This window comes from Sulfurospirillum sp. 1307 (genome assembly GCF_054408545.1).
This window is the reverse complement of sequence record NZ_CP176011.1, coordinates 1,633,661-1,648,844: the sequence shown is the minus strand read 5'-3', so window position 1 is coordinate 1,648,844 and position 15,184 is coordinate 1,633,661. Positions and strand designations below refer to the sequence as shown.

13 protein-coding genes are annotated in these 15,184 nt (G+C 30.7%); 3 read left to right on the top strand and 10 right to left on the bottom strand.

Annotation, left to right across the window (positions count from 1 at the left end; all coding sequences use genetic code 11):
- Positions 1–227: 227 nt before the first annotated feature.
- The 5 genes from ACKGJI_RS08335 to ACKGJI_RS08315 form a co-directional block, all read right to left on the bottom strand.
- Entirely contained in the window at positions 228–1,016 is a 789-nt protein-coding gene (locus tag ACKGJI_RS08335) for an ABC transporter ATP-binding protein (protein ID WP_458699824.1), read from the bottom strand.
- Entirely contained in the window at positions 1,013–1,873 is an 861-nt protein-coding gene (locus ACKGJI_RS08330) for an ABC transporter ATP-binding protein (protein WP_458699823.1), read from the bottom strand. Before ACKGJI_RS08330 ends, ACKGJI_RS08335 begins: the two co-directional genes overlap by 4 nt.
- A gap of 82 nt (positions 1,874–1,955) precedes the next feature.
- Complete coding sequence (locus ACKGJI_RS08325; RefSeq protein WP_458699822.1) at positions 1,956–2,825, bottom strand: ABC transporter permease; 870 nt, start codon at positions 2,823–2,825, stop codon at positions 1,956–1,958.
- The gene (locus ACKGJI_RS08320) at positions 2,825–3,829 is read right to left on the bottom strand and encodes an ABC transporter permease (RefSeq protein WP_458699821.1); all 1,005 of its coding nucleotides are present in this window, start codon (positions 3,827–3,829) and stop codon (positions 2,825–2,827) included. The genes ACKGJI_RS08325 and ACKGJI_RS08320 overlap by 1 nt, the downstream gene beginning before the upstream one ends.
- 166 nt (positions 3,830–3,995) lie before the next feature.
- Positions 3,996–5,588, bottom strand: a complete 1,593-nt coding sequence (locus ACKGJI_RS08315) for an ABC transporter substrate-binding protein (protein ID WP_458699820.1) — start codon at positions 5,586–5,588, stop codon at positions 3,996–3,998.
- Positions 5,589–5,716: 128 nt separating this feature from the next.
- Between ACKGJI_RS08315 and ACKGJI_RS08310 the strand changes: the two genes are divergently transcribed.
- Positions 5,717–6,805, top strand: a complete 1,089-nt coding sequence (locus tag ACKGJI_RS08310; protein WP_458699819.1) for a dipeptide epimerase — start codon at positions 5,717–5,719, stop codon at positions 6,803–6,805.
- Here the strand turns inward: ACKGJI_RS08310 and ACKGJI_RS08305 are convergent.
- Positions 6,800–7,159 carry an HIT family protein gene (locus ACKGJI_RS08305; RefSeq protein ID WP_458699818.1) on the bottom strand — a complete coding sequence of 120 codons (360 nt, stop codon included), beginning with the start codon at positions 7,157–7,159 and terminating at the stop codon, positions 6,800–6,802. The genes ACKGJI_RS08310 and ACKGJI_RS08305 overlap by 6 nt on opposite strands.
- Entirely contained in the window at positions 7,159–7,989 is an 831-nt protein-coding gene (gene amrS / locus ACKGJI_RS08300; RefSeq protein ID WP_458699817.1) for an AmmeMemoRadiSam system radical SAM enzyme, read from the bottom strand. Before amrS ends, ACKGJI_RS08305 begins: the two co-directional genes overlap by 1 nt.
- Before the next feature lie 26 nt (positions 7,990–8,015).
- Here amrS and ACKGJI_RS08295 point away from each other — a divergent pair, with 26 nt between their 5' ends.
- Positions 8,016–9,146 (top strand): murein transglycosylase domain-containing protein, encoded by a 1,131-nt coding sequence (locus ACKGJI_RS08295; RefSeq protein WP_458699816.1) that lies wholly within the window; start codon positions 8,016–8,018, stop codon positions 9,144–9,146.
- Positions 9,143–10,267 carry a glycerate kinase family protein gene (locus ACKGJI_RS08290; protein WP_458699815.1) on the top strand — a complete coding sequence of 375 codons (1,125 nt, stop codon included), beginning with the start codon at positions 9,143–9,145 and terminating at the stop codon, positions 10,265–10,267. Before ACKGJI_RS08295 ends, ACKGJI_RS08290 begins: the two co-directional genes overlap by 4 nt.
- Here ACKGJI_RS08290 and ACKGJI_RS08285 read toward each other — a convergent pair.
- Genes ACKGJI_RS08285 through ACKGJI_RS08275 form a run of 3 tightly spaced genes read right to left on the bottom strand, consistent with a single transcriptional unit; the run spans position 10,250 to position 15,073 of the window.
- Positions 10,250–10,732 (bottom strand): c-type cytochrome, encoded by a 483-nt coding sequence (locus tag ACKGJI_RS08285; RefSeq protein WP_458699814.1) that lies wholly within the window; start codon positions 10,730–10,732, stop codon positions 10,250–10,252. The genes ACKGJI_RS08290 and ACKGJI_RS08285 overlap by 18 nt on opposite strands.
- Positions 10,732–12,543: a glutamine--fructose-6-phosphate transaminase (isomerizing) gene (glmS, locus tag ACKGJI_RS08280; RefSeq protein ID WP_458699813.1), complete on the bottom strand. Its 1,812-nt coding sequence runs from the start codon at positions 12,541–12,543 to the stop codon at positions 10,732–10,734. The genes ACKGJI_RS08285 and glmS overlap by 1 nt, the downstream gene beginning before the upstream one ends.
- A 1-nt stretch (position 12,544) precedes the next feature.
- A complete protein-coding gene (locus tag ACKGJI_RS08275) occupies positions 12,545–15,073 on the bottom strand; it encodes a [protein-PII] uridylyltransferase family protein (protein ID WP_458699812.1) in 2,529 nt (842 codons plus the stop codon).
- Between the last annotated feature and the right edge of the window lie 111 nt (positions 15,074–15,184).

Sequence of the window (15,184 nt, the reverse complement as noted above, 5' to 3'; positions counted from 1 at the left end):
GCTAAGGTGAAAAAATCTAACGCCTTCAGATAACGCCTTATTGCTTTACCCTTTGGGTGCTTTTTGCAACACCCCCCCCAGGCGTTAAAAAGTTTCAAGTTACAATAAGTAGCTTTTCAACTTTTTGTCTACCAATGAAATGTTGCAAAAAACATCAAGTACTACATATAGTGCGTAAGGTCAGTTAATAACTTTACATGTAAGAAAAAGTTCTTACATGTAAAGGATTAAAACTCTATCTTTGGAATTGCACTAAGAAGAGTTTTAGTGTATTCATGTTTTGGATGTTCAAATATGGTATCAACATCACTGCTTTCAACGATATCTCCAAAATACATAACTACAATTCTATCACTTATATGTTCAACTACTCCTAAGTCATGAGAAATAAATACATAAGTAAGATTAAATTCTTCTTGTAAATCTAACAATAGATTTAAAACTTGTGCTTGAATTGAAACATCTAGTGCACTTACTGGTTCATCACAAATGATTACTTCAGGGTTTATTACTAATGCTCTTGCTATTCCAATTCTTTGGCGTTGGCCACCTGAGAATTGGTGAGGGTATCTATCGTACCAATCTTCTCTTAGACCAACTTTTTCCATGATTTCTAAAACTTTTTGTTTGATTTCTTTATCACTAAAGTTTGTATTTAGTTTCAAAGGCTCAGCAATGATTTTGCCAACCTTCCACCTAGGATTAAGTGACGAGTATGGGTCTTGGAAAATAATTTGAACTTTTTTTCTATATTCTTGAAGCTCTTTTTCACTAAATTTTGTGATGTCTTTACCTTCAAAAAATATCTCTCCAGCAGTTGGCTTTTCAATAGTCATTAAAAGTTTAGCTGTAGTACTCTTACCACATCCACTCTCACCAACGATACTTAAAATCTCACCTTTTTTAACTTCAAAGCTTATATCATTAACTGCCTTTATTGTAGTAGGTTTTGCAAATAAGCCTTTTTTAACTTCATAATGTTTTTTTAAATGTTTTACTTCAAAAAGAGTACTCATCTTATCTCCCTTGGAAATTGAAGATAATCTATACTATCATCAACTGTATCAAGTCTTGATTTTCTTTTGTGTTTTCCAGGACTTGGAATAGAGTTTAAAAGTGCCCTTGTATAAGGATGTCTAGGATCAGCAAATAACTCTTTTGCACTTGCTTTTTCTACAACATGTCCTCTATACATTACAACTACTTCATCAGCCATTTGTGCAACAACTCCTAAATCATGAGTGATAAAAAGAATCGAAGTTCCTTTTTCTCTTTGAAGTTTGTTCATAAGTTCTAAAACTTGTGCTTGAATAGTAACATCAAGTGCAGTAGTTGGCTCATCTGCTATCAATAGTTTTGGCTCGCAAGCCATAGCCATAGCAATCATAACTCTTTGTCTTTGACCACCACTTAGCTTAAATGGATACTCATTATACTTCTCTTCAGGATAAGGCATACCAACTAGCTCTAGAGCATCAATAGCTTTTAAATATCTCTCTTTTTTGTTTAAATTTTTATGGTGAAGTTTTAATACTTCATCTATTTGAAAACCAACAGTATATGAAGGATTTAGTGAAGTCATTGGTTCTTGAAAAATCATAGAGATTTTTGCACCTCTAATTGTTCTCATATACTTCATATCTTTTTTTAAAAGATCAACACCTTCAAAAATTATCTCTCCACCTTCTATTTTACCAGGTCTATCAATCAGCCCCATAATTGAAAGAGAAGTTATACTTTTCCCACTACCACTCTCACCAACAATACATACAGTTTTGCCTTCAGGGATACTAAAGGAGACATCATCTACTGCTTTGTTTACATTATCATCAGAATAAAAATATGTTTTTAGATTTTTAACTTCTAGTAACATTATATTGCCCCCTTTATCAAAGAAGTGAATTCTTTGATAAATTCCTCGCGACTAAAGCTAACACTTCGTGTAGAATCTATCATTATTTCTCCTTCAATTTTGGATCAAGAACATCCATAAGTCCATCACCAACAAGGTTAAAACCAAGAACTGTTAAGAAAATTGCAAGACCTGGATAAAAAATCATCCAAGGAGCAGTTGTAATGTATTGAAGTGAATCAGCTAGCATTGCTCCCCACTCTGGTGTAGGAGGTTGCGCGCCAAGTCCTAAGAAGCTAAGACCAGCAGCTTCAAGTACAGCTGAAGCAAATCCCATTGTTGCTTGAACTATGATAGGAGTTGTACAGTTTGGAAGTATAACTCTAAACATCAATCTTAAATTATGTGAACCATTAACTCTTGAAGCAATTACATACTCTTTTTCTTTCTCAGCCATAACTGAAGCTCTTACAATCCTAGCATAAGTTGGAATTCCAACTATCCCAATAGCAATCATGGCATTAAATAGCCCAGGTCCCAGGATAGAAACGATTACGATAGCTAAAAGCATTGCAGGGATTGAAAGCATGATATCAACTATACGCATGATAATTGTATCTGTTTTTCCTCCAAAATAACCTGCAAAAACACCCATTATAAGACCAAAAAGAAGCGAAATACCAACAGAAATCGCCCCAATCATCAAAGATATTCTAGCACCATATACTATTCTTGAAAAAAGATCTCTTCCAAAATCATCTGTTCCTAAAATATTACTGACACTTCCTCCTTCATCCCACATTGGTGGTAAAACTCTATTTGCTAAGTTTTGATCTAGTGGGCCATGCGTTGCAATCCATGGTGAAAAAAGAGCAAATATGATAAGTACTAAAACTATGAAAAATCCAACAACAGCAGACTTGTTTTTCTTAAATTGCTTTATAAATTCTAAAATTTTATTTTCATTATTCATTAGCTAAGCCTTATCTTTGGATTTATAAGAGCATAGAGTAAATCTACTATTAAATTTACTACGATAAACATTGTTGCAATTATAAGGGTTGCTGATTGGATTATAGGAAAATCTCTTTGATAAACTGCATTTATTATCCATTTTCCAATTCCAGGCCATGAAAATGTAGTCTCAGTTAAAATTGCCCCAGCAAACAAAGTTCCTAACATCAAGCCAATAACAGTGATGACTGGCATCAATGCATTTCTTAGAGCATGTATCATGATAACTGAAAATATACTACAACCTTTTGCTCTTGCAGTCCTAATGTAATCTTCTTTCATAACCTCAATCATACTAGCTCTTGTCATCCTAGCAATAATTGCCATAGGAATAGTACCAAGTGCAATTGCTGGCATTATAAGATGTTTAAGCGCATCCCAAAATGCTTCATAATCATTTGCCAAAAGCGTATCAATTAGATAAAAACCAGTCACATCATCAACATAAAATTCATACCCAAGTCGTCCAGAGACTGGAAGCCACCCAAGTTTTACTGAAAAAAAGTAAATCATGACAAGACCAAGCCAAAATACTGGCATAGAAACACCAGCAAGTGCTACAAACATTGCTGAATAATCAAAAAGTGAATATCTTTTAATAGCTGAAATTATACCAGCTGCAATACCTAAGATAACAGCAAGTATCATAGCTACTGTTGCAAGTTCAACCGTAGCTGGAAATCTTTCTTTAAATTCTTCTAAAACTGGTTGTTTTGTTTTCATAGAGTTTCCAAAATCACCAGTTACAGCTCTTTTTACAAATATAAAATATTGTTCATAAAGAGGCTTGTTTAAACCCATTTCTTCACGAAGTTTCTCAACAGATTCTTTATTTGCATGATCTCCAAGAAGTGTGATAGCAGGGTCACCAGGACTTAAATGTACCATCAAAAAGACAAGTAGTGAAACGCCAAATAGTGTTGGTACAGACCACATTAAGCGTTTTATTATGTAACTAAACAAATATTCTCCTAAGTTATTTAATCCGCATAGTTTTATGAAGCCCTTTTATAAACTGCCCTTACGCACTACATATAGTGCATAAGGGCAGTTTCAAAGAGTTTTACAAAACCATAATCATAGTTCTACATGTAAAGAAAAATCTTTACATGTAGAGTGGTGTATGAGATTATTTTGCAATCCATACTTTGTGGAATCTTCTTTTACCTACTGGGTCAAGTTTGAATCCATTTACTTTATTTACCATTGGCTCAACTACGATAGAGTTAGCAATAGTTACCCATGGAGCTTCTTTTTTGAAAACAACTTGAGCTTGTTTATAAAGTTCAGTTCTTTTTGCAACATCAGTGATAACTTTTGCTTTTTCTACTAAAGTATTGAACTCATCATTTTTCCATAAAGCAATATTTTGAGCTGGTTTATTAGCTGCTGCTTTACTAAGTAGAGTAAATAAGAAGTTATCAGGGTCACCATTGTCACCTGTCCAACCTAGAAGTGCCATGTCATGCTCACCCATCTTAGTTTTTTGTAGGTAAGTACCCCAGTCATAGCTTACGATTTTGGTTGTTACTCCAATTTTAGCAAGGTCAGCTTGCATAGCTTCTGCAACTTTTCTTGCATTTGGCATGTAAGGACGAACAACAGGCATAGCCCATATCTCAAACTTAAGATCAGAATATCCAGCTTCTGCTAAAAGTTTTTTAGCTTTTTCTGGGTTATACTCATAATGCTTGATATTTTTGTTGTATCCCCACATTGTAGGAGGTAGTGGAGAATCAGCTACTTTACCAAAACCAGCATAAATAGCATCTACAATAGCTTTTTTATTAATAGCATAGTTTATTGCACGTCTTACTCTAACATCTTGAAATGCTTTAACTTTGTGCATATTTAATGCCATGTAGCCAACATTTAGTCCTTCTTGCTTGATAAGTTTTATTTTTTTATTTGCATCAAGTGCAGGGATTTCTTCAGGATTTGGAAAGTCCATAACGTGAATAGACCCTACTTTAAGCTCAGCTGCTCTAACAGATGAGTTGGGGATAACTTTTAAGATAAGCTTTTTAAGATATGGTTTTCCATTCCAGTAGTCTTTGTTTGCAGTATATATGATTTTATCATCTTTAATCCACTTTTGGAATACAAATGGACCAGTTCCAATAGGGAATCTAGCTAGTCTATCTTCTTTTCCTTCTTTTAGTAGACTAAATGCATAATCTTTTGAAAGTATTGATGCAAAGTCCATAGCCATATTTGCAAGAAATGGAGCTTCTTTTCTGTTTAGAGTAATTTTAACAGTAAATAAATCTACTTTTTCAATACTTTTAATGATTTTACTCATATCCATAAAGCCCCAATACTTATAAGAACCTCCTACCTTAGCAAATGGATGATCTTTTTGAAATTGTCTATTAAGAGAGAAAAGGACATCATCTGCAGTAAACTGAGATTTTTTCTTATAGAATTTTGTAGTATGAAAATATACATCTTTTCTTAAATGAAAGATATATGTTAGTCCATCTTCTGAAATATCCCAAGAAGTAGCAAGTGCTGGTTCTATCTCTGTAGTACCTAATTTAAATTGTACCAATGTATCGTAAACTTGTGTTGAGCCATAAAAACTTTCACCATCTGTTGCATGTGATGGGTCAAGAGAAACTGAATCTCCACTTCTGCCGAAAACCAATGTTCCACCATATTTTGGTGCGGCATACATTAGTGTTGTTACAAATAACAACGTCATTATGAGTATTTTTCTCATATATTCCTCCATTTAATTTAGTTTAAAAGCTAGTATATCAAATTAAAACAATGAGTTTCTTTAAAAAGTAAGTATTTTTACTATTTTAGATATAATCACAATCTAATAGTAACAAAAGGAAATTTGTAATGTTTATAAAAGATATATCGATTGGACTTGTGAAGATACCACTTATAAAAGTATTTAAAACGGCACTTAGAACTGCTGATAGTTTTGAGATGATAGTTATAAAGATAACAACTAATAGTGGTATAGTTGGATATGGTGAAACTGCTCCATCAAAAGCAGTCACTGGCAATACAAAAGAATCTATTGTAAATACATTAAATTTTTTAAAACCTATTTTGATGGGAAAAAATGTAGAAGATTTAAACTCTTTACTGCATATTCTTCATAAATCAATTAAGTTAAATTTATCTGCAAAGTCTGCTGTGGAAATTGCTCTATACGATATATCTTCACAAAATGCAAAATTACCACTTTATAAGTATCTTGGAGGAAGTAAAACAGATTTTAAATCAAATATGACTATAAGTTTAAATGAAACAAAAGTGATGGTTAAAGATACTTTTGAAGCGGTAGAAAAAGGGTTTACATCTTTGAAGATAAAACTTGGTAGCGATTATATAGAGGATATTGAAAGACTTTGTGCGATAAATGATGTTGTAGATAAAAATATATCTTTAAAAGTAGATGCAAATCAAGGTTGGAGTCAAAAAGATAGTGTTAGATTTCTAAATGCAATTGAGGGTAAAAATATAGCGATTGATTTTTTAGAGCAACCAGTTAAACGCTTTGATATAGAAGGATTAAAATATATAAAAGAGAGAACGACAACACCTATAGTAGCAGATGAAAGTATGTTCTCTCCTATGGATGCTATTAAGATTCTTGAAAATAAAGCAGCTGATATGATAAATATCAAACTAGATAAGTGTGGAGGTATCTCAAAGGCTATAGATATCGCACATATTTGTGAGCTTTATGGTGTGAAGTGTATGATAGGATGTATGATGCAAGGGGCTATTAGCGTTGGAGCTGCTGCTCATGTAGCTTCTGCTTTGAGTGATACTGTTGTCATTTACGATTTAGACTCTCCAATGCATTGTAAAATCTCCCCTGTTGTTGGTGGTGTTGATTTTAATGCTCCAAATGTAAGTTTATCTGTGGTAGATGGATTAGGGGTTAGAGATATTGAAGGGATTGCTTGGTTATAAATCAAGCAATAGATTTTCAATAAATTTTTCAAAAGATGGTAGATTTAGATTTGATTCTCTTTGTTTTGTGCCCCACATAGGCTCTGGAAAGTATGAGTCATTTTCAAATCTTGCCATTACATGTATATGCAAATGAGGCAAATAATTTCCAAACATTGCTATATTTATCTTTTTTGGATTATAATATTCAATCATGGTTGTTTCTATTTGTAACATTGCTTCAAATAAAATTTGCCTTGTTTTGCTATCACAATCGCTTAATTCTTTGTATTTCTTAATCGGAAAAATCTTTAACCAAGGAATTTCTGATTTTTCAATTTCAATGTATATACAATTATCTTCATAAATTCTCATTATATATTTCCTAAATAAACATTTTTTAGATTATATCTTTTTGCAATTGAATATGCAGTTTTTAGTTTTTCAATTGGAGTTCTTTTTGTATCCATCATTTTATAATCAGGATGAAAAGCACTTAGATGCCAAGGGGTATCAATCCCTAAATCATTTGCGATAAATTTAGCAATGGATTCAATTTCTTTTTCAGAATCATTTATACCAGGAATAACAAGTGTTGTAATTTCTACATGTAAACCTAGTTTTTTTAGATTAGTAGCGTTTTGTAAGACAACTGATAAGTTACCTTTTAAATGTTTTTTATAATAAATTTCACTAAATGATTTTATGTCTATATTTATAGCATCTATGTAATTTGGCATTTCTAAAACTACTTCTTCGCTCATAAAACCATTACTTACCATGATGTTTTTTAAACCTTGTGTTTTAGAGATAGTTGCAATATCTTTGATGTAGGGAAAGAAGATTGTTGGCTCATTGTATGTATATGAGATGGATTGACATCTATGATAGATTGCTAATTTGACTATGTCATTGGGAGCAAAATATTTTTCTTTTTGCATTTCTATACTTTGAGAAAGTAAGTGGTTTTGACAAAAAGGACACCTAAAATTACAGCCTACAGTTCCAATTGAAAAAGTGTTTGTGTGAGGTAAAAAATGATAAAGTGGTTTTTTCTCAATTGGATCAACTTGTAAAGCATTTGGATATCCATATACTTTACATGTAAGAGTATTTGAATCATTTTGTATGACACCACAATAACCGATTTGTTTTTCACCTAACCTACAGTAATGATGACACAATCTACATGTAATCTTTTCCATAAGTATATTTTAGTAAAATATCTTTTATGAAACAATATATGATGATCTTGATTTTAATATTTAGTGGTTGTAGTACAAGTGATTACACTGGGCTTGCCTCAGCAGTTGTTAGTAAAAATCCATCTTATGCACTTGAGTCTTTTGCTAGAAATAAATCTATCCAGTATGCATTAAATCCTAAACTTTTGGAAAAAGATTTAAAATTTTTAGCAAATTTTGTAGAAAATATAAAAAAAGAGTGGGGTGGAAAAAATGTAAAAATTCCAAAGCAAAAAGAGTATGTAAAGTATATGCAAAATTATAAAAGTAGAGCTTTGGTAGATTTTGATAATGGGATTGTAAGGGTTGAGAGTTTAGATAGTAAAGAAAGCCTTAAAAATGCAATTGTTACTACTCTTCTTTTGCCAGATGATCCAAGAGGAGCTGATCTTTTTAGTGCTAAAAAGGTTAAGCTAGGCTCAACTCCATATCTTTTAGGGGAGATAAAGGATGATCAAGGGAAAAATATAAGATACCAGTGGAGGGCAAATAGATTTGCTGGGATTTTACTCAAAACTAGATACAAAGTTAAAAAAGAAAATGGAAAAACAATTCACTATGTAACTATACCAATGGTAAAAGATCATGTAAGTGTGAGAGTTAAAAAGTTTAAGCCAATAGTAGAAAAATATGCCAAAAAATTTGGTGTTAGTAAAAATTTGGTTTATGCAATCATAAAAACAGAAAGTAATTTTAATCAATTTGCAATTAGCAGTGCTGGAGCTTATGGACTTATGCAAATTGTTCCAAGAAGTGCTGGCAGGGATGCTTATAAATCTATCAAAAAGAGATCTTGGATACCATCAAAAGAGTATTTGTTTGAAGCAAGAAATAATATTGAATTAGGAGTTGCATATATAAAACTTTTAAGTCAGAAGTATTTTTTGGGTATAAAAAATCCAATTTCAAAAGAGTACTGTGTAATTAGCGCTTATAATACAGGAAGTGGAAATGTTTTAAAGGTATTTCACAAAGATAGAGATAGAGCAAAACAAATTATAAACTCATATTCTCCAAATGAAATTTATACTAGACTTAGAAAGTATTTACCATATGAAGAGACAAGAAGATATCTGTATAAAATTTTACACAATAAAAAGGATTTTATAAATATATGAGAGTTTTAATTGCAATTGATTCATTTAAAGGGTGTGCCTCTTCAAAAGAGTTAGCTTTGGCTATAAAAAAGGGTATTTCTAAAGTCTCAAATAAATTTGAAGTGGATTTTGTTTCAATTTCTGATGGAGGAGAAGGTTTACTTGAAGTTTTTGGAGAAAAAATTCAAATTCAAACTCTTACATGTAAAGATCCATTGGGCAGAGAAATACAAGCTAATTATGGAATAAAAGATAATAAAAAAGCGATTATAGAAGTAGCAAACTCGATAGGTCTGTACAGATTAAAAAAAGAGGAGAGAGATCCAAGTATAACTTCATCTTACTCAGTTGGTGAGCTTATAAAAGATGCATATCAAAAAGGCATAAGAGAGTTTATAATTGGGCTTGGAGGAAGCTCAACTAATGATGCTGGGCTTGGCATGCTAAGAGCTTTAGGATATAAATTTTTAGATAATAATAATCAAGAGGTTAAATATGCTAAAGATTTATCAAAAATTGTAAAAATTGATTTTGATAATGTTTTAAAAGGTTTAAACAAAGCAAGTTTTCTAATAGCAAGTGATGTAAATAACCCCTTGTGTGGAAAAAAAGGAGCTAGTTTTACTTATGGTGCACAAAAAGGTGCAAGTAAGCAAATGCTAAAAGAGTTGGATTTTGAGTTGAATTCGTTTGCTAATTTAGTAAAAAAAGAGTTACTTGTAGATTTTAAAGATACAAATGGTGCGGGCGCCGCTGGTGGACTTGGTTTTGCTTTTTTATCATTTTTAAATGCCCAAATAGAACCTGGCATAAATGTAGTAATAAAAGAGTTGGATTTAGAAAATAAGATAAAAACTAGTGATGTTATAATTTCTGGAGAAGGAAAGATTGATAATCAATCTTTAAATGGAAAAGTGGTTAATGGTATCGCTAAAATTTGTAAAACATACGAAAAACCGTGTATAGTTTTAACTGGAGATAGCTCTGAAATAGATGATGAAATTTATCATTTAGGAGTTGGCTCAGTATTTTCTATACAAAACAAACCAATGAGCTTAAGTGAATCGATGCAAAAAGATATAGCACTTAATTTAATAGCACACAAAAGTGAACAAATATTTAGACTAATTGGATGTTTTTAATTTAGATAAAATAAACTCTTTTCTAAGTTTTATACCCTTTAGTGTTTGAACAGTCAAATCTGGAAATGCACCATTTAAACCTTTTCCATCATGACCATGACAACCACCGCAGTTACTTGTAAAAAATAGGGCAGATTCTTTTGCTTTTTTATCATCACTGCTTTTTTTACCTGAGAGTGTGACTACATATCTTGCTATATTTTTTGCATCGCTTTTATCAGCAAATCCAGCATCCATAGCTCCACTTTTAAAGCCTAAAACTCCATTTGAGCCATTGTTTATAATGTTTTCTATGTAGTCTTCTAAATAAGGAGTTGTATTGATTACCTTTAACTCTTGTTTGATTTGTTCAAGATTTAGTTGCTTTTGCACTTTTGTTTTTTTCTTAGTGTTTTTAATAACTTTATTGTTCTCTTTTTTTTCACAACCCAAAAACAAAAGTGCTATTAGCAGTAAAATTTTCATTACTCTACAGTTACACTCTTTGCTAAATTTCTTGGCATATCAACATCATTACCTAATCTAATAGAAATTTCTAATGCTAAAATCTGAGTTATTATCATCATTTCAAAAAATTCACTCATAGGATGATTTTGTTTAGAAGTTTTTATAAAATCATCAGCCAAATCAAATTCAAGCGGACTAATAGCAAGTATAGTAGAATCTCTAGCACTTAACTCTTCTACATTGCTCTTTGTTTTTTCATAAAGTATTGTTTGAGGCATTAGCGCAATTGTGAAAAGATTACTATCTGCTAGTGCAATTGGTCCATGTTTCATTTCACCTGCTGGATAGCCTTCTGCATGAAGATAGCTAATCTCTTTTAGTTTTAAAGCACCCTCAAGCGCTAAAGGGAAAAATATATCTCTTCCTATAAAGAAAAAACCATGTCCATGAAGATATCTTTTAGAAAGTCTTCTTATTTTTTCATGAGTTGTATCTTTTACATGTAGAACGCTTGGTATGTGAAGAATTGCTTTTAACTCTTCTTCTAATTTTTCTTTTGAAATCGTATCTTTTTTAAGTGCTACAAATAAACTTAACATCCAAAGAGTTATGATTTGAGTTGCAAATGCTTTTGTACTAGCAACTCCTTTTTCTATACCAGCTCTAGTTAGAAGTGTTGCATCGGCTAATCTAACTATCGAAGAGTTATCTACATTACAAATTGCTAGTGTTTGAAGGCCAGCATTTTTAGCCATCTTTAGAGCTTCTAGAGTATCAGCAGTTTCTCCACTTTGACTAATTACTACAAATAAAGTTTTTTTATCAAGAAGAGGCTCTTTGTATCTAAATTCACTTGCAATTTCAACTGAACACCTAAGCTTGCTAATTCTTTCAAAAAGATAAGAAGCAGTAAGTCCAGCATGATAGCTTGTTCCACATGCACAAATTTTAATTTCATCAATATTACTAAAATCAATATTTTGAATTTCTTCTAAATTTATGCCATCATCACTTACTCTTCCCATAAGAGTTTCACTAACTACATTTGATTGCTCATAAATCTCTTTTTCCATAAAAAATCTGTAACCATCTTTTTGGGCATACTCTTTATCTTGAGTTAATGTTTTAAAGTTTGGTATAACTTCAATTTCATTATTAAAAATTACAATTTCATCTTTTTTAATATACCCATAATCTCCATCTTCTAAGTAAACAACTTCACTTGCATAACCTATCAAAGGAGCATCACTAGAAGCAAAAAATTTCTCATCTAAACTATTTTGTCCAATTATCAATGGAACAGCATTTTTAGCAAAAAATATAGTATCTTCTTGGTTTTGGGTGATTAGTAAAATTGCAAATGCACCTTTTAGTATTTTAATAGTTGATTTAAATGCCTCTTTTGCATCTAATCCCTCTTTTATAAATTGTTCAAATTGATGAACAATAACTTCTGAATCAGTTTGAGATAAAAATTTTACGCCTTTATTTTGTAAATCTTCTTTTATCTCTTTATAATTTTCAATAATTCCATTATGAACAACATAAGAAAATTCTCCACGATGTGGGTGAGCATTTATCTCTGTTGGTTTACCATGAGTTGCCCATCTAGTATGAGCAATACCCAGTCCAAATCCATCACTTTTAAAATTTTTTGTTTTATTTTTTAAATTATCTAATTTCCCTAAAGCTCTAAATGAATCTATATTTTCATCTTTTAAAACAGCAATTCCAGCACTATCATATCCTCTGTATTCAAGCTCTTTTAAACCATTTAGTAAAAATTCTTTTTTCTCTTTTTCGCCAATATATCCTACGATTCCACACATTCTATTGCCTTGTAATAAACATTTCTATTAATTTATTTTTATTATCGCATAAGTCTATCGTTTTTTCTATTAAAAAAAGATTTCTTGCTCTGTTTTTGATTGTTTGGATTTTTGCAGTAGATACATCAATCCCTTCATCATCTAAAATACTCATAAAGTAAGCCATCATACCTTTTTGATTTGGAGAGTTTATTGTTATTTTAGCAAGAGTCTTTGAATGATCACAATCTATTTCAATCTCATCTTCTCTTATTATTGGTTTACAAAGAGTTGTTGTTTTACTCATATCAAAACTCTCATCAATTAACTTATGTATATAAGGCAGATCACTATTGTCAACATTTTCATTAAAATCTATTTTAAAGTATTTTTTATCATCATAAAGTTTAAAAATTTCCATATTAATTAAATCTAAAAAACTAAGCTTCCCAAGCAAATAACCAACATTTAGAGGAAGTGATTTTATGATTGATATGCTAAGGTGAGTATCATTTTGGATTTTAGCTTTAAACTCTTGAGTTTCTTTAGCAATTGAAGCAATTTCTAATATTTCTATTGGTTTGTGTTTGATAAAAAAATAATTGGATGTGATAGATAATATCTTTCTTTGAAGTATGCCAGATAAATTTTGAAATTCTATTAGTTTTTTAAGTGAATTCTCTTTTCTAAGACGCCTTTTAGTCTCTCCTATTAACTCTTTTTTATCAAACATTTCAATTGTCAGATGATATAACTCTCTTAAAAGCTTTGAAGTAAAGCCATTATACTCATTTCCACCTACTGCATTTACATCACAATATGTAAGTATATATAAGAGTTTCAATATCCTTGCATCTTCTATTTTAGATGTAAAAGCCAGTACTACATCCTCACTGTAAATATCTTCTCTATTTGCAATGTTATTCATAAGTGTATGGTGTTTGATTAAAAGATTCCCTATATGTAAAGCTTCTTCACTAAATCCTAATTTATTTGCATATGCTCTAAATATTTTTGCTCCAATTAAACTGTGATTTCCTCTTCTTCCTTTTCCTATATCGTGAAGAAGTATTACTAACTTTATAAGCGCTTTACCTTCTCCACACAAATCATCATACAATCCTTTTATGAAAGGCTCTTTAATGTTTTCAAGATGATAAATGCCCAAAATGGAGTGAATATCAACTGGATATCTATGGTAACCATCAAACTGAGCTAAATGTTTTATATGTTTAAAAGGCTTTATAAGTTGTTCCAATAAATTTGCATTGTAAAGTACTTTAAATATTTCATAAGTATAATCATTTCTAAATATTTTTTTAAACTCTTTGTATAACTCTTTTGAGTTATGTTTTTGGTGTTTAGCTTTTCTTATATAATCTACATAACTTATGTCAAAAGTTTGATTTTGCGAGTCAAATCTTTGTAGTTGTTTTACAATATGAAGAAGTGTTTTAGAAGATAGTTCACGCTTTGCAACAACTCTATCATTAAATAAATATATACCTTTTTCTACTCTATTTTTTCTTAAATTTTTAATACTTTGTTTTTCAAAGAAATAAGGAGAAACTAACTTTTTAATAAAGATTTGAGAAGTTACATCAATAGTGTGCATAGCGCTAAATGTTTTTTCACAAAGCTGAATTTGTGCATTTTTTAGTTTTTTATCTTCAAATCCAAGTTTCTTTGCAATATCAGGAATGAATTCTAAATTTAAAACATCTTGCTTTTTCTTTGCACTAAGATGCAAAGCAGAGCGAACTCTATATAAGAATTCCAGTGCAATTCTAAACTCTTTATATTCTACATCATCTATATATTTAGGTACTAAGTCTTTTATCTTAGTAGCTCTTAAAAGAGCTCTTGCAAGCCATAGTATAGTGTTTGTATCTCTTAATCCTCCTATTGCATTTTTAATATCAGGCTCCATACTCATAGGATTTTCTTCTCTTCTTTTTTCATGAGCCAATATAATCTCTTTTACAAAATCTTTTACATCATGATTTGCAATTTTATTTATTTCTCTTTCTATTTCTATCCATAAAAAGTTTGAACCACAAAGAAATCTTGATTCTAGCATTGCTGTTTTTATAGTTAAATCACTATTACTTGCTTCAAAAATTTCTTCAACTTTATGTACTCTATGTCCTAATTTTAAGCCACTATCCCATGCAAGATAAAGCATAGATTCTATGATTGGCTCAAGATTGTATCCTTTGATGTCTTTATAAACTATCATCAAATCAACATCAGAGTAAACACAAAGCTCTTCTCTTCCAAAGCTTCCCATTGCTACTAGCGTGATTGGTATGTTATTTGCAAAAGGAAGATAATCTCCAAAAAATTTTCTAATTGTATATTTATATATTAAAACTAAAAATTCATCTATTCTTCTTGTATGCTTAACTAAAAAATCTTTTCCTTGGTTTTGTACAAAAATTAGCTCAAGTGAGCTTAAATAGTTTTTGATATGCTCTTTAATAACTTTAGAAATTTTAAAATCATCAGCACCACTGTCAATTAATTCTTCTATTTTATACTTTAGATCCATATGATTCTCTTTTTTATTGATATGATACCAAAAAATTATTTATTGTGAAGTTTTTACATTTCTTCAAAGAAAAATTAACTTTTATTTTTGCTTTAATGAGCAATTTAACTT